16 protein-coding genes and 1 pseudogene are annotated in these 19,063 nt (G+C 64.7%); 7 read left to right on the top strand and 10 right to left on the bottom strand.

What is annotated here, in order from left to right:
• Positions 1-3: 3 nt before the first annotated feature.
• A complete protein-coding gene (locus XI04_RS23340; RefSeq protein WP_038949502.1) occupies positions 4-819 on the top strand; it encodes an N-acetylmuramoyl-L-alanine amidase in 816 nt (271 codons plus the stop codon).
• Between the two features lie 105 nt (positions 820-924).
• Here the strand turns inward: XI04_RS23340 and XI04_RS23335 are convergent, their stop codons facing one another.
• From XI04_RS23335 to XI04_RS23325, 3 genes and pseudogenes are all read right to left on the bottom strand, one after another.
• The gene (locus XI04_RS23335) at positions 925-2,532 is read right to left on the bottom strand and encodes a Na+/H+ antiporter (protein ID WP_028139634.1); all 1,608 of its coding nucleotides are present in this window, start codon (positions 2,530-2,532) and stop codon (positions 925-927) included.
• A gap of 48 nt (positions 2,533-2,580) precedes the next feature.
• Positions 2,581-3,449 (bottom strand): annotated as a pseudogene (gene bla / locus XI04_RS23330) (class A beta-lactamase).
• 218 nt (positions 3,450-3,667) lie between these two features.
• On the bottom strand, positions 3,668-4,042 hold the full coding sequence (locus tag XI04_RS23325) for a nuclear transport factor 2 family protein (RefSeq protein ID WP_028139636.1): 375 nt from the start codon (positions 4,040-4,042) through the stop codon (positions 3,668-3,670).
• Between the two features lie 95 nt (positions 4,043-4,137).
• Here XI04_RS23325 and XI04_RS23320 point away from each other — a divergent pair, with 95 nt between their 5' ends.
• Both XI04_RS23320 and XI04_RS23315 read left to right on the top strand, forming a co-directional pair.
• Positions 4,138-4,566 (top strand): GFA family protein, encoded by a 429-nt coding sequence (locus tag XI04_RS23320; RefSeq protein ID WP_028139637.1) that lies wholly within the window; start codon positions 4,138-4,140, stop codon positions 4,564-4,566.
• 183 nt (positions 4,567-4,749) lie between these two features.
• Positions 4,750-6,564 (top strand): caspase family protein, encoded by a 1,815-nt coding sequence (locus tag XI04_RS23315; protein ID WP_028139638.1) that lies wholly within the window; start codon positions 4,750-4,752, stop codon positions 6,562-6,564.
• Positions 6,565-6,608: 44 nt separating this feature from the next.
• Here XI04_RS23315 and XI04_RS23310 read toward each other — a convergent pair whose 3' ends face one another.
• Both XI04_RS23310 and XI04_RS23305 read right to left on the bottom strand, forming a co-directional pair.
• Positions 6,609-7,298 (bottom strand): DUF1345 domain-containing protein, encoded by a 690-nt coding sequence (locus XI04_RS23310; RefSeq protein WP_028139639.1) that lies wholly within the window; start codon positions 7,296-7,298, stop codon positions 6,609-6,611.
• Between the two features lie 9 nt (positions 7,299-7,307).
• A complete protein-coding gene (locus XI04_RS23305; RefSeq protein WP_095424920.1) occupies positions 7,308-8,231 on the bottom strand; it encodes a polyprenyl synthetase family protein in 924 nt (307 codons plus the stop codon).
• Positions 8,232-8,392: 161 nt separating this feature from the next.
• Between XI04_RS23305 and mtgA the strand changes: the two genes are divergently transcribed.
• The 3 genes from mtgA to XI04_RS23290 all read left to right on the top strand — a co-directional run bounded on the left by mtgA (position 8,393) and on the right by XI04_RS23290 (position 10,215).
• A complete protein-coding gene (gene mtgA, locus XI04_RS23300; RefSeq protein ID WP_271610296.1) occupies positions 8,393-9,067 on the top strand; it encodes a monofunctional biosynthetic peptidoglycan transglycosylase in 675 nt (224 codons plus the stop codon).
• A gap of 168 nt (positions 9,068-9,235) precedes the next feature.
• Complete coding sequence (gene rpmF, locus XI04_RS23295) at positions 9,236-9,418, top strand: 50S ribosomal protein L32 (RefSeq protein ID WP_007598106.1); 183 nt, start codon at positions 9,236-9,238, stop codon at positions 9,416-9,418.
• Between the two features lie 143 nt (positions 9,419-9,561).
• Positions 9,562-10,215, top strand: a complete 654-nt coding sequence (locus XI04_RS23290; protein WP_271610297.1) for a hypothetical protein — start codon at positions 9,562-9,564, stop codon at positions 10,213-10,215.
• Between the two features lie 6 nt (positions 10,216-10,221).
• Here the strand turns inward: XI04_RS23290 and XI04_RS23285 are convergent, their stop codons facing one another.
• Positions 10,222-10,482 (bottom strand): hypothetical protein, encoded by a 261-nt coding sequence (locus tag XI04_RS23285; RefSeq protein ID WP_028139643.1) that lies wholly within the window; start codon positions 10,480-10,482, stop codon positions 10,222-10,224.
• A gap of 223 nt (positions 10,483-10,705) precedes the next feature.
• On the opposite strand from XI04_RS23285, the gene XI04_RS23280 reads away from it, so the two are divergent.
• Positions 10,706-12,400 (top strand): putative bifunctional diguanylate cyclase/phosphodiesterase, encoded by a 1,695-nt coding sequence (locus XI04_RS23280; protein ID WP_271610298.1) that lies wholly within the window; start codon positions 10,706-10,708, stop codon positions 12,398-12,400.
• 103 nt (positions 12,401-12,503) lie between these two features.
• Here the strand turns inward: XI04_RS23280 and XI04_RS23275 are convergent, their stop codons facing one another.
• The 4 genes from XI04_RS23275 to XI04_RS23260 form a co-directional block, all read right to left on the bottom strand.
• A complete protein-coding gene (locus XI04_RS23275; protein ID WP_095424917.1) occupies positions 12,504-14,012 on the bottom strand; it encodes a tripartite tricarboxylate transporter permease in 1,509 nt (502 codons plus the stop codon).
• 4 nt (positions 14,013-14,016) lie between these two features.
• The gene (locus tag XI04_RS23270) at positions 14,017-14,502 is read right to left on the bottom strand and encodes a tripartite tricarboxylate transporter TctB family protein (RefSeq protein WP_028139646.1); all 486 of its coding nucleotides are present in this window, start codon (positions 14,500-14,502) and stop codon (positions 14,017-14,019) included.
• 156 nt (positions 14,503-14,658) lie between these two features.
• Positions 14,659-15,636 (bottom strand): tripartite tricarboxylate transporter substrate binding protein, encoded by a 978-nt coding sequence (locus tag XI04_RS23265; RefSeq protein WP_212475273.1) that lies wholly within the window; start codon positions 15,634-15,636, stop codon positions 14,659-14,661.
• Between the two features lie 208 nt (positions 15,637-15,844).
• The gene (locus XI04_RS23260) at positions 15,845-18,712 is read right to left on the bottom strand and encodes a PAS-domain containing protein (RefSeq protein WP_212475272.1); all 2,868 of its coding nucleotides are present in this window, start codon (positions 18,710-18,712) and stop codon (positions 15,845-15,847) included.
• Between the last annotated feature and the right edge of the window lie 351 nt (positions 18,713-19,063).

Genomic DNA, 19,063 nt, shown 5'->3' with positions numbered 1-19,063 from the left:
GATTTGTCGTCAGGGCGGGACATCGTCGCAATTCTCCTGGTGTCGCTGGTCGCGCTATTGCTTCCATCGATCGATGCGGGTCTGGCCGCCCCGGCCCGAAAGGTCGCGAAAGCGAGGCCCAGGCCTTCGCCCGCGCCAGCCAAATGTGAGATGCCGAAATTCCGGATCGTCGTGGATGTCGGGCATACGCCGGACTCCTACGGCGCACTGAGCGCGCGCAACGATCCGGAGTTCGGCTTCAACTTCCGTCTCGCAAGACTCATCACGGCGAAACTCAAGTCCGAAGGCTTTGCCGCAACACGCCTGCTCGTCACGGACGGCAAGGCTCGGCCCAGCCTGTTCAAACGTGTCGGCAGCGCCAATGGGTCGCGCGCCGATCTTTTCCTGTCGATCCATCACGATTCGGTGCCGGACAAGCTGCTCGAGACCTGGGAATTCGATGGCGCGAAGAGCTATTTCAGCGATCGCTTTTCGGGCCACTCGCTGTTCGTGTCGCAGCAGAATTCGCACTTCGCCACCAGCCTGGTGCTGGCCCGGATGATCGGCAGACAGTTGAAGGAGCAAGGCCTGCACTATGCCAGCCAATACACTTTGCCGCTGATGGGCCGTTACCGGCGCCAGTTGCTCGACAAGGATTTCGGCGTCTACCGCTATGACGGGCTCGTCGTCCTCTCGCGGACCAGCAGTGCCGCAGTGCTGCTCGAGGCCGGCTCCATCATCAACCGCGACGAGGAAATGGCGATGAACGCACCCGAGCGGCATGAGACGATTGCGGCGGCCGTGGCGTCGGCCATAGTGGAGTTTTGCGCGAGGCGGTAGTTGCTCCCGCCGTCATTGCGAGCGCAGCGAAGCAATCCAGAGTCTTTCCGTGGAGGCAGTCTGGATTGCTTCGTCGCAACGGCTCCTCGCAATGACTGGCCGCGCCTACAGCGGCGTCCGCCGATACTCCCGGTTCGCCAGGCTGGCTTCCTCCAGATCCAGATCGCGCTCGATCCGCCGCCGCGTCTCGTCGGTGATCTGGCCGTCGCGCAGGAGATCGTGGATGAATTTTCGTTCGGCGGCGATCAGGTCGCGGGTCAGCGCGGTGCCGGCGGCGGAGACGTCGTGGTGGGTGGGATCGAGTGAATCAGGCAGCTGGTTGACACGGATGTCGTGGCGGGCGCGCAGCAGCCGCATGACCTCGTCGGAAACGTCCTTCTGCTCGGTGAGCGCGTCGAGTGATTTCAGTGCTGCATCGAGCGCCTGGCGGCGTGCGGCGATCTCGGCCTCGTGCTCGGCGGCATGCTCGTTGCGGCCGGCCTCGGCGACGCCGAGCCACCGCACTACTGGTGGCAGCGTCAGCCCGACGCCGATCAGTGTGACGAAGATGACGCCGAAGGCCACGAACAGGATCAGGTCGCGATACGGAAATGCATCGCCATCAGGCAGCGTGAACGGCAGTGCCAGCGCGGCCGCCAGCGACACCGCGCCGCGCACGCCGGTGAAGGCGAGCACGAACGGCCATTGCCAGGGCGGCGACGGATCGCGCTCGCGCAACGATCTGCTGAGCATCCGCGGCAGATAGGTTGCGGGATAGAGCCAGGCGAAGCGCGCGACGACGACGATCACGAGGACCACGGCAGTCGCGATCAGGATGTCGTCGAGCGGGAACGCCTTCGATTTCTCGTAGAGCGCGCGCATCTGGAATCCGGTGAGCAGGAACAGCACGCCCTCGATCAGGTAGATCACGAGGTCCCAGAAGAAGATGCCCTGCAGGCGCGTTGCCGACGAGATCAGCAGCGGGCCGTTCCAGCTCACATAGAGACCGCAGGCCACCGTCGCGATCACCCCGGAGCCGCCGATATGCTCGGGCAGCCAGTAGGACACGTAGGGGGTGATCAGCGACAGCGTCAGCTCGACCTGCGGATCCCCGGACCATTTGCGGAAGCGAAGGGAGAGCCAGCCGACGCCGATGCCGAAGGCGATCTCGCTGGCGACGATGAGGAGGAATTCGCCGGCGGCGAGCGGCAGCGAGAAATGCCCGACCATGATGGCGGCCAGCGCGAAGCGGTAGAGGATCAGCGCTGTGGCATCATTGGCAAGCCCCTCACCCTCGAGGATGACCAGGAGCCGCCGCGGCATGTTGAGCCGGCGCGCGATCGCGAGCGGCGCCACCACGTCGGGCGGCGCGACGATGGCGCCGAGCAGGAAGCCGATGGTCCAGGGCAGGCCGATCATATAGTGCGTGGCGGCCGCCACCATCGCTGCGGTGAAGATCACGGCTCCGACCGCGAGCAGCACGATGGGACGCAAATTGTTCTTGAACTCACGCCAGCTCATGGCAACGCTCGCCGAGTAGATCAGCGGCGGCAGCACCATCAGCAGCACCAATTCCGGCGGCAATTCCACCGGGGGCATGCCCGGCACGAAGGCGAGGCCGACGCCCGCCAGCATCAGCAGGATGGCGGGGGCGACGTTGAAGCGGCGTGCGGCCAGCGCCACGCCTGCCAGTACAGCGAGCAGGATGAGAAAGGTCTGAAACTTCGCTTCCATGATGGTCTGTCTTGACCCGGAAGCGGCTGCAACGTCAATGCGCGTGGCTTACGCCAGCCGCTCGGCCACCATCCGCCCGATGCGTGCAAAGGCGGCTTCGATCTGCGCCGCATTCGGTGTGCCGCCCTGGGTATAGGCCGCGATCAGGATCGGCGTCCCGGGCTTATTGTCGAACTTGGGCCAGACCACCGCGATATCGCCCGAGGCGTCCTTGCCGTTGTTGCCGGTCTTGTCGCCGATGGTCCAGCCCGCGGGCAGGCCGCCGCGCAACCGGTTCGCGCCGGTCTTGCAGTTCACCATCCAGTCGGTGAGCAGGGCACGGGAGGCCGGCGACAGCGCCTCGCCCACCACCAGGCGCCGCAAATTTCCCGCCATCGCTGCCGGCGTTGTGGTGTCGTGGGGATCGCCCGGCGGCGAGCGGTTGAGCTCGGGTTCGTTGTGGTCGAGCCGGGATGTGGTATCGCCGAGCGATCGCCAGAAGGCGGTGAGGGTGGCGGGGCCGCCGATCCTCGCCAGCAGCAGATTGGCGCAGGTATTGTCGCTGAGCTCGACGATCGCCTTGCACATGTCGCTGACCGACATCGCGCCGGCCGCAAGATTCTGTTTGGCGGTCGGCGCGTAGTCCAAGAGGTCAGGCTTGCCGTAAGCGATCATGGCCGCAAGCTGCTCCTCGCCGCGGTCGACCCGGGCCAGCACGCAAGCCGCAAGCGAGGCCTTGAAGGTCGAGCACATGACGAAGCGCTCGTCGGCGCGCCATGCGAGTTTTTTCCGGTCGCAAGGTTCTCTGCATAGACCCCGATCCGTCCACCGCTGTCGCGCTCATAGGTTTCGAGCTCAGGCAGGGCCTCAGCGGCCAACGCGGGGGAGGCGGCGATCCAGCACAGCGAGGCGAGGAGGGAGCGACGATCGAGATGCATGGGGAGCTTTCGGGAGAAGAGATGGAAGAGATTACGCACGCTTCATCCGCGCCGTCATTGCGAGCGCAGCGAAGCAATCCAGAATCCCTCCGCGGAGAGACTCTGGATTGCTTCGTCGCAAGAGCTCCTCGCAATGACGCCGCGAGAGTTATGCTTGCAATGATGCAGAATGGAGGGCGAGCGCGTCCGAATTCAGGCAGCGGAACGTCAGGCCCTCCTCATTCCCTCAGGTCATACCGATACGACTTCGACACGATCTGCCAGCCGTCGGCGAGCTTCATCGCCACCAGATAATCGGTGAAGAAGCGCGGAGGCAGTTGGCAACGGACCTTGATGAAGGCGGTCCTTTCGTCCGAACGGTCGATGGTGACGATGAAATCCTCGCGCGGCTTGCCTTCAGCCTTGGCGGAGGCGCGCTTGCGGACGCGGTCGAGCCAGTCGGGCACGGTCAGGACCTGAAGCTCGCCCTTCTCGACCCAGCGCAAGTCAGCGGAGGGATGGAAAATGGTGCCGAGCTTCTCGGCGTCACCCTCGTAAAGCCCGTCGAAATAGGATTGCACGACGGCTTCGATACTCGAACGGTTCTGGCTCATGGGTCATCCTTTTGCATGATGGCTTGGGCGGAACTTAGTCGTACACTTCGAAATGCGCTATGGGTGTCTCTCGCTAATCGCGCGAGGGTGTTGGAATGACCGGATCAGAAACTTCGAACGCTCGTATGCTGATCGGCGAATGCTACTGCCGCGCCGTGCGCTTTGAGGTGGCCGACGCGTTCTCCTATGCGATGAACTGCCACTGCTCGAACTGCCGCCGCACCACCGGCTCCGCCTTCAAGCCGTTCGCCGGCATCGCGCAGGACAAGCTCCGCATTGTCGGGGGAGGGGATCAGCGGATGATTTTCGGCGACGACACTACCCATGACGCCCATTGTGGGCGATGCGGCTCACTGCTTTATTCCCGGGTGCGGGAAGGACAATGGGTCCATGTCGCCATGGGAACCCTGGTTGATGCCCCCTCGATCCGGCCAAGCGCCCACATTTTCGTAGCCTCGAAGGCGCCCTGGCACGAGATTTCGGACAATCTGCCGCAATATCGGGGGCATATTGGCGATGGCTAGGGGAGTTCGGTCTGTCCGCCGGTTTGGCAGCGAACCCCGACCGCGCTGGCGCGACAAACAAAGGGGGTCCTTCGGGCTGTCGCCGGCCCGGCCTTGGTGACCTCCATCACAAGCGCCGGCACCGGATCCTGCTAAAGCGGTCACAAGGGGGACCGAAACGTCCCGAACTTCGGAAGTCGTGTCATGCGCAACCTGCTCAGACTCTGCCCGCTTCTCCTCGCCGCCGTGCTGCTGTTCGGCACGGATCCCGCCTTTGCCGGCAACCGCGTCGCGCTGGTGATCGCCAACTCGGCCTATCAGCACGCGCCGTCGCTCGCCAATCCCGTCAACGACGGTGCCGTGATGGCGAAGACGCTGAAAGAGGCCGGTTTCAACAGCGTCGATTTCCGCCACGACCTGTCGGCCCTGGATACGCGGCGCGTGCTGCGCGAGTTTGCCGATGCGACCCGCAATGCGGACATCGCCGTGGTCTATTATGCCGGTCACGGCATCGAGGTCGAGGGCTCGAATTATCTGATCCCCGTCGACGCCAAGCTCGAGCGCGACACCGACGTCTACGACGAGGCGCTCTCGCTCGACCGCGTCCTGGTCGCCGTCGAACCGGCAAAACAGCTTCGGCTGGTGATCCTGGACGCCTGCCGCGATAATCCGTTCGGCAAGACCATGAAGCGCACGGTGGCCGCGCGCGGTATCGGCCGGGGGCTTGCCCAGGTCGAGCCGACCAGCCCCAACACGCTGATCGCCTATTCGGCGAAGGCCGGCTTCACCGCCCAGGACGGCGACGGGGCCAACAGTCCCTTTACGGTCGCGCTGTCGAAGCATCTGACGACGCCGGGCCTCGACGTCCGCCGCGCCTTCGGCTTCGTGCGCGACGACGTGCTCAAGTCGACCGGTAACAAACAGGAGCCGTTCGTCTACGGCTCGCTCGGTGGTGAGGACGTGCCGCTGGTTCCGGTCAAGGTGACGGCCGCAGCAACAGTTGCGCCTGCACCGAACCCGCAGGCCGACATCCGCCGCGATTACGAGCTCGCGCTCCAGGTCGGTAACAAGGCGGCGTGGGCCGCCTTCCTCGCCCAGCATCCCGATGGCTTCTATGCCAGCCTCGCCAAGCTTCAGGTCGAGAAGATTGGTGCCGAGCAGGCCCATGCGGCTGCCACCGAGAAGGCGAAACAGGCCGAGGCGGAACGTGATCGTCTCGCCGCGCTTGGCGCGCAGAAGGATGCACAGGCCAAGGCCGCGGCCGATGCGAAGGCCGCCGAGCAGGCGCAGCTCGCCGCGCAGAAGGCCAAGGAGCAGGCGCAGCAGCAGGCAGCTGCCGCCGAGCAGCAGCGCGTCAACCTCGCCGCTGCGGCCCCGAGCGCGGCGCCGGCCAGCACGGCGAGCCCTGCAGGCACCAATGTTGCCACCCTGACGCCGGCGACCGCGCCGGCCGATCTCAGCCGCTCGGTGCAGACCGAGCTCGGCCGCGTTGGCTGCTTCTCGGGCGCTGCCGACGGCACTTGGAGTACGTCCTCGCAACGCTCGCTGTCGCAGTTCAACCGCTATGCCGGCACCAAGCTCGACGTGAAGGTAGCGAGCACTGACGCGCTGGATGCGGTCAAGGCCAAGCCGTCGCGCGTCTGCCCGCTGGTCTGCGAGCACGGCTTCAAGGCCGATGGCGACAAGTGCACGAAGATCGTCTGCCGTGAGGGCTATGCGGTCAACGACGACAATGAGTGCGAGAAGAAGCGAGCCGCCAAGCCGGCCAAGCCTGCAACGGCGAAGCGCGACGACGGTGATGAACGTCCCGCCCGGCAGCGTCCTCAGGCCGGCGGCGCGGCGGGCGGCTATGGTGCCGCGGCCGGCATTGCTGCCGCTGCCGGCGCCGGTCGCGCCGCAGGTGGCGGGCAAGTCATCTGCAATAGCACCGGCTGCCGTCCGGTCAGCCGCGGTTGCCACCTCGAATATCGCGGCGGCGGCGGTCCCGGCAACGATGCCAATGCCGAAGTGTGTCGTTAGGGTGTGCATGATCCAGATCGTCGTCCCGAAAGGCCGGGACGACGTCAGGTCGCAATCGCGCTCGCCGCGATGTTGACCGTCAGTGCCAGCAACGCCGTGTTGTAGATGAACGACACGATCCCGTGCGCCGTGGCCGTGCGGCGGATCGTCTTGTCTGTGATGCCAACGTCGGAGACCTGCGCGGTCATGCCGATCACGAACGAGAAATAGACGAAGTCCCAGTAGTCGGCGTGGTCTTCCTTGTCGCCGCTCGGGAACTGAAGACCACCCGGGGCGTTCCGATAATAATCATGCGCGTAATGCAGCGCGAAGGTCGTGTGCACGGCGGCCCATGATAGCGCGATGGTGCTGATGGCGATGGTCAGCTCCAACACGCCCCGGTGCGGTGTGCCGAGCTCCGAGACGATCGCGGCGATGCTGGCGAAGGCGCCGATCGCCGTCACCAGCAGGATCACGAAACGGCCGTCGTCCTGCATCGCGGCGGCGCGCCGGATGTGCTGATGGTCGTTGCAAAGCATCATTGCGTAGACCAGCACGAGATAGACCGCGATCAGCGCATCCCAGCCGAACAGGAGCCGTGTCACCAGCCGGTGTGAGCCCGGCAAGAGCAGACAGACAAGGACGCCAGCCGCGAGCGCGATGAATGTCCGCGGCCGCGCATAGAGCAGCCGCATCGGCCGCGACATCTGGCGGAAGCGGGCGAGGACGGGGTCTTCTTTGCCCTCGGCCGCCATCGATGCGTGTCAGCTCTTCCGCTCGGCGACGAAGCGCGCAGCGGCCTGCAGCACTGCGGCGCGATCGCCGAAGATCGAGACCGCGCTGTCGGCCCGGGCGAGCAGGTCGCGCACGCGCTGCTTGGCGCCTTCGATGCCGAGCTGGGTGACGAAGGTGGTCTTGCCGAGTGCGGCGTCGGCGCCGGCCGGCTTGCCGAGGGCCGCCGCATCGCCTTCGACATCGAGCAGATCGTCGGCGATCTGGAAGGCTTCGCCGAGCGCGCGGCCGTAATCGTCGAGCGCCTGATATTCCTTTTCCGTGGCCTGGCCGAGGATCGCGCCGGCGATGCAGCCGTAACGCAAGAGCGCACCGGTCTTCATCTGCTGAATGCGGGCGACATCGATCGGCTCGTTGCCGCCAAAGCGGCCTTCGCCGGCGAGGTCGAGGATCTGGCCGCCGACCATGCCGCCGATGCCGGCGCAGCGCGCCAGCGCGCGCGTCAGCAGCAGCCGCACATTGGCGTCGCGATGGATCTCGTCGCGGGTGACGATGTCAAAGGCGAGCGTCAACAGACCGTCGCCGGCGAGGATCGCGGTCGCATCATCGGTCTTCTTGTGCAGGGTCGGGCGGCCGCGGCGCAGGTCCGAATTGTCCATCGCCGGCAGATCGTCGTGGATCAGCGAATAGCAGTGGATGCATTCGAGCGCGGCGCCGACGAGCAACGCGGCTTCACGGGGAATACCGAACACAGCCGCGCTCTCGACCACCAGGAACGGGCGCAGACGCTTGCCGCCGTTCAGGCTCGAATAGCGCATTGCGTCCATCAGTCGCTTGGGCCGGGCGATCTCATCGTGCAGGATGTCGTCCGACAACAGGCGCCCGAGCAGGGCCTCGGTGTCATCAGCGGTCTTGTCCAGACGCTTGGCGAAATCGGACGGGGACGTGCCGGTCATCAAGAAGGGCTCCAGAACTAAAATTCGGCGGGACAATCCTTTATGCGCCCGCCCCAGTCAATCGTTTGGAAGGCCTAAAAAGTGCTGGAAAAGGCCCGGATTATCACAGACTTAATGGGGAGAGCCGTGGCCGCGTTTCGTTCCGTGCCGGAAAGGTCGATTTGCGCATCGTCAAAATCCTGCTGGTAGCGCTCGCGGTCGTCATTCTCGCGCCCTATGTGATCGCGCCGTTCTACCGCACCGGCCATCCGGTTTCGACGCTGATGGCGTGGCGCTCGCTTCGCGGCGCGCCGATGCAGCGGGAATGGATCGATCTGGCGGCGATGTCGCCCTCGCTGCCGCGATCGGTGGTTGCAGCCGAGGATGCCCATTTCTGCAAGCATCACGGCATCGATTGGGGCGCGCTACGCGAGGCGATCGACGACGCGCAGGAGGATGGTATGCCGTTCCGGGGCGCCTCCACGATCACCCAGCAGGTCGCGAAGAATCTGTTCCTCTGGCAGGGCCGGGATTTCGTCCGCAAGGCGCTCGAATTCCCGCTGGCGCTCTGGATCGATCTCGTCCTGCCCAAGTCGCGGATCCTGGAGATTTACCTTAACATCGCCGAGCTCGGCCCGCAGGGCCAGTTCGGGGTGGGGGCGGCCAGCGCCTATGCCTTCGGCAAATCGGCCGGCGCCCTCTCCCCGCGCGAGGCGGCCCTTCTGGCCTCGATCCTGCCGAATCCGGTCAAACGCAGCGCTAAAACCCCCGGTCCGGGCGTCCGGCGGCTGGCCGGGACCTATGTGGCAAGGGCGCAGGCCTCTTCGCTTGCGACCTGCTGGCGGGAAAATCGTTGATTTTGGGCCCTTTCCGGGCGTATTTTCCGGCCCAAGAGCCTAGCTTTGCGGCCAGCCTTCCTCTATAAGCGCGGCCTTGATCGGCATTCAGCTCGCCTCGGATTGCGGGTGCTGAGCCGTCCCTCGCGGACGATGCCCTGATAACACCAATCCCTAGAGGATATTGAAATGGCCGTTCCGAGAAGAAAAACCTCGCCGTCGCGCCGTGGCATGCGCCGCTCGGCAGACGCCATCAAGAAGCCGACCTATGTGGAAGACAAGGACTCCGGCGAGCTGCGTCGTCCGCATCATCTCGACCTCAAGACCGGCATGTACAAGGGCCGTCAGGTCCTGAAGAAGAAAGAGTCCTGAGTTAAGGACCTTTCTCCAGGCAGGATAATTGGGCCTGCCTGATTTCGGCCAACCCATGAGCTATGACAGTGGCGGCGGCGGAGCTAATGCTTCGCCGCCGCATTGTCCTGTCTGGATATCTTGATCGAGAAGGCATTTCGCCGATGGTCGGTTTCCCGCTGCTTCTGATTCCGCTCGCGGTCTACAACATCATCGCCTTCCTGATGCCGACCGTGTCCTTCACGGATGTGCTGTTCAAGGTGCCGATGGTGTCAGGCGAGACCTGGCCGGTCACGCTCGCCGACGTGATGCTGGCGCTCGGTATCGTGCTGCTGCTGCTCGAAGTTATTAAGGGCGCGCGGCCCGGCTCGAAATTCCTGATGGATCATCTGCTGTCACTGATCCTGTTCGGTGCGGCCGCTGCCGAATTCGTGATGTGGCCCAAATTCGGCAACTCGACCTATTTCCTGCTGGTGCTGCTCGCGATGGCCGATTTCCTCGGCGGCATTGCCCAGCGCACGCGCCGCCGCGTCACCTATGTCGCCGAGACAACGGTGCCGGCGCCACGCAAGGCCAAGCGTCAGGCGGAAGCTCCGGCGGGGGATGCCGTGGCCGAGCCCAAGTTCGAGCCGGTGTCCGCGCCGATCGCAGCACCGGCGGCACCGCCCGCGCCCTCGGCACAGTCGGTCGCCGAATCCGTGCTGATGGATCCTCCCGCACCGAAGCCGGTGTCGAGCATGCCATCGCCGGAAGTCCCCTCGCCGCATTTGCAGCCGGGCGACGGCACGTCTCCGTCCCCCGACACGCCGCCGCGCTGATCGATCTCAAGCCACCTGCCGCGTGCGCGCACTGACGCTTTGAAGCGGGCGCTTGCTGCCATAGGCCGTCTGCGCATCTTCGGAAGAGGCGCGGCGCAGCCTGCTTGCCTGGGGCAGATGTTCGGCATTGGCGATCAGCTGGGCGACGAAGCTCGGATCGGGACGCGGCAACGGCGTCTTGTGGACCCATTGCAAAACCGGCAGTAGCGGCACCAGGGCCGTGCCCGTGCCGTTATCCGCCGCGTCCGTTCGATCGGTACTCAACATCGCTATCACCGTTGATCCGGCAGAGCCTGTCGCGTTTCGGGACGCTGGCGCCGGGTGCGTGTCAGTACTCGCAAGGCCTATGCCGGACGGGCCGGTTTGGTTCCCCCGGCGTGTAGAAACGTGGTTTCCAAATTGTTTATCAACTTTGCCTAGGGTTGGGGACGAATCTGGCTCTATCCTGTGTCAGCTCAGGACTTTCCCCCTGTCCCGAAACGAGGCGATTTTGATCCCCGCATTACCGCAAGCCTCCGACATCCTGGCCGCCCTCGGCCAGGCCGTGTTTGCCTGGGACATCGGCAGTGATGCGATCGTCTGGGGTGACCAGGTCGCCAGCGTCTTTCCCGGCATTCCCGCCGAGCGGCTGGCGACGGGCGCCGAATTTGCCAAGCTGATCGAGCCCGCGTCATCGCTGCGGACCGCGGCGCTGGCACAAGCCTACGCCGTGCATGGTGCCGACGGCACGCCCTACCGGGTCGAGTACGGCGTGCGCATGAGCGCCGCCGATCCCGTGATCTGGATCGAGGAGACCGGCCGCTGGTTCGCCGGCCCCGACGGCCGCCCGGTGCGCGCGATCGGCTCGGTCCGAATCAACAATGAGCGCCACGCCCGCGACGAGGAACTGACCAAGCTGGCCCGGCTCGATCCGCTGACCGGCGAGCTCAACCGCTCTCATCTGATTGCCGCGCTGGCCGAGGCGATCGAGGAGACGACCCGCTTCCGCTCGACTGCGGCCTTCATGCTGGTCGGCATCGACCATCTCGCCCGCGTCAACGACGCCTTCGGCTTCGACGTTGCCGACGCCGTGATCCTTGACGTCGCCAAGCGCATCCGCTCGCGCCTGCGCGGCGGCGACGTGCTCGGCCGCTTTTCCGGCAACAAGTTCGGCCTGATCCTGAAGAACTGCACCGTCGACGACATGAATGTCGCCGCCGAGCGCTTCCTCGCCGGCATCCGCGACGAGGTGGTGCCGACCAAATCCGGTCCGGTCTCGGTCACCGCCTCGATCGGCGCGGTCAGCGTACCGCGCTATGCCCGCAACACCGACGAGGCCGTCAACCGCGCCCATGAGACGCTGGATGCCGCCAAGCGCCGCCGCGTCGGCTCGTTCGCGGTATGGCGTCCGGATGCCACACGCGATGCGCAGCGCCGCGTCAACATCCGCGTCACCGACGAAATCGTCACCGCACTGAACGAGCGCCGCATCAAGCTCGCCTATGAGCCGGTGGTGTCGGCCGGCTCGCGCGAGCGCGCTTTCCATGAATGCCTGGTGCGGATGGACCAGGGCGACGGCCAGGTGCTGCTCGCGCCCGATATCGTGCCGGTCGCCGAACGGCTCGGCCTGATCCGCCTGGTCGATCACCGCGTGCTCGAGCTCGTGGTGGCCGAGCTCGCAGCCGCGCCCGACATCTGCCTCAGCCTCAACATCTCGCCGGATACGACCATGGATCCGGACTGGTGGGCGGGAATCGAATCGCTGATGCAGGCCCATCCCGGCGTTGCCGAGCGGCTGATCGTCGAGATCACCGAGACGGTCGCGATCCAGGACATCGATGACGTCCGCGCCTTCGTCGGCCGCCTCAAGCATTTCGGCAGCCGTATCGCCATCGACGATTTTGGCGCCGGCTACACCTCATTTCGAAACTTGCGCAAGCTCGGCGTGGATATCGTGAAGATCGACGGCGCGTTCGTGCAGAACATCACACATTCCGCCGACGATCGCGCCTTCGTGCAGACCCTGATCGATCTCGCCCGCCGCCTCGACATCAAGACCGTCGCTGAATGGGTGCAGAACGAGGAGGCCGCCAACATGCTGCGCGACTGGGGCTGTGATTACATCCAGGGCCGCCTGATTGGCTTGGCGTCTGCCGAGCGCCCGTGGGGCGCTTCAACGGATAGTGCGCTGCCTGCTGCAAGCTGAGATGCCGTAGGGTGGGCAAAGGCGCACTTGCGCCGTGTCCACCATCTCTCCAACAATTCGGCGCGAATGGTGGGCACGCTTCGCTTTGCCCACCTACGAAACGTCACGCCCCCTCATCCAGCGCCACCAGTTCGCGCTTCTTGCGCAGCGACGGCAATAGTGGCGCGATCAGCAGCACCAGGGCAAACACGAGACACACCCCCGAGATCGGCCGCTGCACGAAGGTCCAGAGATCGCCCTGCGACAGGATCAGCGACTTGCGCAGGTTGTTCTCCATCATCGGTCCCAGCACGAAGGCCAGCACCAGCGGCGCCGGTTCATAGCCGAGCTTGCGCATGAAATAGCCGATGATGCCGAACGCGATCATCACATAGACATCGAACACGTTGTTGCTGGAGCAGTAGACGCCCAGGATCGTGAACAGGATGATCAGGGGAAACAGGATGTTGTAGGGCAGCTTGAGCAGTTGCACCCACATGCCGATCATCGGCAGGTTCAGGATCAGCAGCATGACGTTGCCGATATACATGCTGGCGACGATGCCCCAGAACAGGCCGGGGTTTTGCGTGATCAGCAGCGGCCCCGGCTGCAGACCGTGAATGACGAACGCGCCGAGCAGCAGCGCCATCACCACATTCGGCGGAATGCCGAGCGTCATCAGCGGAATGAAGGCGCCGCCCGCCGCGGCGTTGTTCGCCGATTCCGGCCCGGCGACGCCTTCGATCGCGCCATGGCCAAAACGCTCCGGCGTCTTCGATAGCCGCTTCTCCAGCGCGTAGGAGGCAAAGGACGCCACGACCGCGCCGCCGCCCGGCAGGATGCCGAGGAAGAAGCCGAGGATGGTGCCGCGGCCGACCGGACCTGCACTCGCCTTCCAGTCCTCCCTGGTGGGCAGCAGATGGGTGATCCTGGTGTTGATGATGTCGCGCTTGATCGCCTGCTCGGTGTTGAGCAGTACCTCGGCAACGCCGAACAGGCCCATCACGACAGGCACGAGCCCGATGCCGTCGATCAGCTCCATGCGGCCGAAGGTCAGACGCGGCTGTGCCGTGATGCTGTCGAGCCCGATCAGTCCGAGCACGACGCCGATGCATGCCATCAGCAATGCCTTCGGCATCGAACCCTGGGTGAGGAAGGTGAGCACCACGAGGCCGAGCACCATCAGGCTGAAATATTCGGCCGGGCCGAACGCGATGGCGACGCTGGCAAGCTTCGGCGCGACCAGCATCAAGGCGATCAGCGCGAATGTGCCGGCAATGAAGGAGCCGAAGGCGGAAATGCCGAGTGCAGGGCCAGCGCGTCCCTGCTTCGCCATCTGGTGGCCGTCGATGCAGGTGACGACGGAAGCAGCTTCGCCGGGGATGTTGACCAGGATCGAGGTGGTCGAGCCGCCATACATCGAGCCGTAATAGATGCCAGCCATCATGATGATGCCGGATTCCGGCGTGCCCGACAGCGTCACGGGCAGCAGGAGCGACATCGCCGAGATCGGCCCGATGCCCGGCAGTACGCCGACCAGCGTGCCGATGAAGACACCGATGAAGCAGTAGAGCAGGTTGACCGGCAGCAGCGCGACGCCGAATCCATGGGCGACGTTGACAAGCGTATCCATAGGGTCAACCGATCCCGAACAGGCCCGAGGGCAGCTGGATCAACAGCAGCCGCTTGAGCACCCACCACATGCCTGATGGCACCAGCACGGCGATCGGGATCGCCAGCGTCCAGCGAACGGGATCAATCAGCCGCAACAGCAGCAGCACCAACGGGATCGACGACAGCAGGAAGCCGAGTGGTTCCAGCGCAATGGAGAATGCCACGAGACAGCCAATCAACAGGAGCGGCTTGCTCCAGCGCACATTCTCCCAGCGCGAGGCCAATGTCGGTGCACCCTCGGTGACCGCCGAGACGATGATGGCGCCTGCGAACACGCACATCAGGATGCCCGTGTAGAACAGCACGTAGCCGGAGCCGGGGTCGTTGATGGTGCCGAGCTTGAGCTTCATACCGGACCAGATCACGAAGCCGCCGAGCCCAAGCCCGATCAGCCCGCCCCAGAGCTCGGAATTGCTGAGGCGGAGTTTGACGTTGGTTTGACTGTTCATCGGCGCTCTCTCGGCCGTTCCCCGGACGCTGCGCAGCGCGAAGCGCTGCGCTGCAGAGCCGGGGCCCATAGGTTCGTGGCAAAGGTGGATCCCGGCTCTGCGATGCACCGCTGAAGAAGCGCTGCACCGCGTCCGGGACACGGAACTGGCTCAGTCCTACTTCTTCGCGAGCCCGAGGGTCTCGATCACCTTGCGCTCAGACTCCGTGACCTCGACCACGAACTTCTTGTAGTCTTCGGTGTTCTTGTAGTTCGGCACCATGTCGTATTTGGCAAGCGTAGCCACGACCGCCGGATCCTCGACCGCCTTCTTGAAGGCATCGTGCAGCTTGGCGACGATCTTTGGATCCATGCCTTTCGGGCCGGCGATGCCGAAGGGGGAATCATAGACCATGGGATAGCCGAGCTCCTTCAGCGTCGGCGCGTCGGGATAGTTCGGCGAGCGTGCGCCGGTCCACACCATCAGCAGCCGCAACTTGCCGGCGTCGACCAGCGGCCGCCATCCCGTGGAGTCCGCCTGAAGCATCGTGTGCTGCCCCAGCACCGCGGCATTGGTCTCCGCGCCGCCCTTGAAAGGGACTTGCGTCAACTTGATGCCGGACATCGCGGCGATCTGCTCCATGCCGATATGCAGCGAGGTGCCGGCGCCCGGCGTGGCATAGGTCACCTTGCCCGGATTCGCCTTGGCGAACTCCACGACGTCCTTCCAGCTCTTGAACTGCGACTCCGCGCTGGTGGTCACGCCGAAGGTGTAGCCGGTGAGATGGATGATGTAGGTGAAGTCCTTTGCCGGATCCCACGACACTTCCTGCATCAAGGGCAGGCGGAACACGGTGATCGGAATCTGCGAGATGGTGTAGCCGTCCGGCTTCGCGGCCGCCGCCATGGTCGCCGGGCCCACCGTGCCGCCGCCGCCGGCCTTGTTGTCGATCACGATCGGCTGCCCCAGCACCTTCGACGCGCTGTCGGCGATGGCGCGCATGGAGATATCGGTCGATCCGCCGGCCGGCCATGGCACGATCAGCGTGATCGGCTTGCTGGGATAGTCCTGCGCGCTGGTGCCAGTCGAGAGCAATGCGCCCATGACAGCATGCATCGCGGCAAATGCGATCGTCTTCAGCCCGTATCGCGGCATTGAAACTCCTCCCCTCGCGGCGGCCTCTTTGAGGGTCGCCGTTTCTCGTTCTTGCGAGGCGATTGTTCCTGAAATCGACGGAGAAGAAAAGCGCATTGCGCGGATCGCGGGCGCCGGGCGGTGCGGCAATCCCGGTCGAGGCGGCACGTGCGACAATTCGTCGTTTTTTCGTGTGCCGAGAGACGGAATTTGAGGGAGCAGAAAGCCGCTACGCCACGCGCCGGACCGAACTCAGCGTCTCTATGGCGCGGCCGACCTCCGATGCCGGGCACGGCCTGCCGAAATAATAGCCCTGTACGGCGGTGCAGCCGCATTCGCGGACGAAGTCGAGTTGCTCCTCGGTCTCCACGCCCTCCGCGGTCGTTTCGACCCCGAGCACGGAGCCGAGGCTCGCGATGGTGCGGACGATGGCAACGCTCTCCGGACTTTCGCCGAGCGTGCCGACGAAGGAGCGATCGATCTTGATGCGATCGAACGGAAATTTGCGTAAATAGCTCAGCGAGGAATAGCCGACGCCGAAATCGTCGAGGCTGACGTGCACGCCTAACGCGCGAAGCTGGTGCAGGATCTCGATCGTCGCCTCGCTGTCGTCGAGCAGCGCCGTCTCGGTGACCTCGAGCTCGAGCCGTTGCGGCGGCAGGCCGGCTTCGGCAAGTGCGCTCGTGACCATCGCCACCAACCCACGCGAGCGGAACTGCACCGGCGACAGATTTACCGCGACGGTGACATCGGGCCAGGATGCGGCAGTCGCACAAGCGCTGCGCAGCACCCATTCGCCGATCGGAACGATCAGCCCGGTCTCTTCAGCGATCGGAATGAACTCGGCCGGCGAGACGAAGCCGCGCGAGGGATGTTTCCAGCGCAGCAGCGCCTCGAACCCGGTGAGCTCGGATGAATCCAGCCGCACCTGCGGCTGGAACACCAGATGGAATTCACGCGCCTCAAGCGCGCCGCGCAGATCGTGCTCCAGCGCGTGCCGACTGCGCGCCTCTTCCTCCATCTCGGGCTCGAACAGCTGATAGGCGCCACGCCCCTTGGCCTTGGCCTGGTACAGCGCGAGATCGGCGCATTTCATCAGCTCGTCGGCATCGAGCCCGTGGTCGGGCGCGATCGCGATGCCGACGGAGACGCCGACATGGATCGACTGGCTTTCCAGCGGCGGCGGATGACCGATGACCTCGACCAGGCGCCGGGCCAGCTTTTCCGCCGATTGCGGTTGCGGTCCGCGCTGGAGCACGGCGAACTCGTCGCCGCCGAGCCGGGCGACGGTATCGTGCTCGCCGACATTCTCCTTCAGCCGCGCCGCGACCCAGCGCAGCAGCCGGTCGCCGGCGGCGTGGCCGAGGCGGTCGTTGACGGTCTTGAAATTGTCGAGGTCGAAGCACAGCACGGCCATGGCGCCGCCGGCGATCGCGACCTGGTTCAGTCCCTCGCCCATCTTCTCGCGGAACAGCATGCGGTTGGGCAGGTCGGTCAACGAATCGTGCCGCGCCATGTGCGCGACGCGCGCCTGGGCCTTGTGGCGCTCGGTGACGTCCTCGTAGGTGACGACCCAGCCGCCATGCTCCATCCGCTTGTGATTGAGCTTGATGATGCGGCCGTCGCTCAAATGGCGGTGCAGCGTATGCTCGCCCTCGCGTAGCCGCTCGACGTAATCGGCATAGAGCCGCGCGGCTGTGGTGTTCTGATGGATACCGAGCTCGCAGCTATGCTCCATGATCTCGCGCATCGAGACGCCGGGCTTCACGACATCAGGCGACAGGCCGTACATCTCGATGTAGCGGCGATTGCACACGATGACGCGCAGGCTCGCATCGAGCATGCACAGGCCCTGGCTCATGTTGTTCAGCGCCGCGTCGAAGCGGCGATACTGCTCGCTCAGCTCCTCGATCGCGTGCTCGCGTTCGGTGATGTCCTCATAAGTGGCGACGAAGCCGCCCTGGGCCAGAGCGCAGTACCTGACCGAAATCACGGTGTTGTTCGACATCCGTCGGCGCATCGGAGAGGCGTCGTGATTGGCGATCCTCGCACTGGCGGCTTCCAGCAGCTGTTGCGGGCTGTATTCGGAAGAGAACGCGCCGTTCGCCATCGAGCGCTCGATCAACTCGGCGAGATGCGTGCCGGGCCTGGTCTCTTGCGGCGACAGCAGGTAGATCTTGCGGTAGGTGGTGTTGCAGACGCGGAGGCGCATGTCGCTGTCGTAGAAGGCGAGCCCATGCGCCATATTTTCCAGCGCCGCGTCGAGGATGAAGTTCTGCTGCCGCAGCGTTTCCTCGTATTGCAGCCGCTCCGTGACGTCCTCATGCACGGTCACCCAGCCGCCGTCGGGCAGGAAGCGCGAGACCGCCTGCACCATGCGTCCGTCATGGCGCATCACCAGCAGGGATTTCGCCTTTCTGGCCCGCACGTCCTCCAACCTGGAGTTCTGGAAATCGTCGGCCGCCATGCCCGGCAAATTGCCGCGTGACATCCAATGGTCGATCACCGTGCTATGCGGGACCCCTGGCTTCACGATCTCGGGGTCGAGATTGTAGAGGTTCAGGAAGCGTTCGTTGCAGACGACGACACGGCTGTCGGCATCGTACATGATGAGGCCGTGGGACATGTTGGAGAGAGCGTGCTGGCTGCGCTCCGTCTGCACGCGCAATTCCGCCTCGAGCCGGGCGAGGCGGGTGACGTCGTCGCAGATCGTCATCCAGCCGCCGCCGGGAAGCGGCTTCAGCTCGAGCGACATGACGAGGCCGGTCGCAAGCTGCTGCTCGGTCCGGAACGGCTTTCCCCCCGCGATCTGCTCCACGCGCCTGGTGTAGAGCGTCTCGATCTCGCTCACCGGAAAGTTGCCGAGCGAGGCGCTGTGAGCGAGCACGTCGCGATAGCTCGTGCCGATCCGCACGATCTCGGCCGACATGTTGAACAGGCTCAAATAGCGCTGGTTGACGAGCACGATCCGGTTGTCGGCATCGTAGACGCAGACACCCTGTTCCATGTGGTCGAGCGCAAGCTGGCTCAGCGCGACCAGGGCCTCCGGGCCTTGCTCGCGGCGTGCACCAAGCTCGTTATCGCGGGTCGAAATCATGGGTTGGCGGGGTCTCGGCGGGCACTAGACTTAACGCAACCTAATTCAGCCATCGAGGGTAGCGAAGAGGCCGGAAAATTCCCTTAAGCGCAGTAGTTTACGGAGGATGACTGGCGAGGGAGAGCGCGTCGGAAATGCGGAGGTGCGCGCGAGAGTTGGCCGGGAGGGAGCGTCAAATGAAGTGTCGTCCCTGCGAAAGCAGGGACCCATAACCACAAGAAAGGTTTGACTGAGATTGGAAGTGAAGGGGCCTTCCCGTGGTACCAGCATTGCGGCTTAGGGACAGATCACGCGGTATGGGTCCCTGCGTTCGCACTAGGGCATGCACATATCTCTGAGGCTCCATCCTGC

Source organism: Bradyrhizobium sp. CCBAU 11430 (genome assembly GCF_028128855.1).
Classification (GTDB): domain Bacteria; phylum Pseudomonadota; class Alphaproteobacteria; order Rhizobiales; family Xanthobacteraceae; genus Bradyrhizobium; species Bradyrhizobium ottawaense.
Note: the sequence above shows the minus strand (reverse complement) of the source record. Positions and strands in the feature narration are given on the sequence as shown.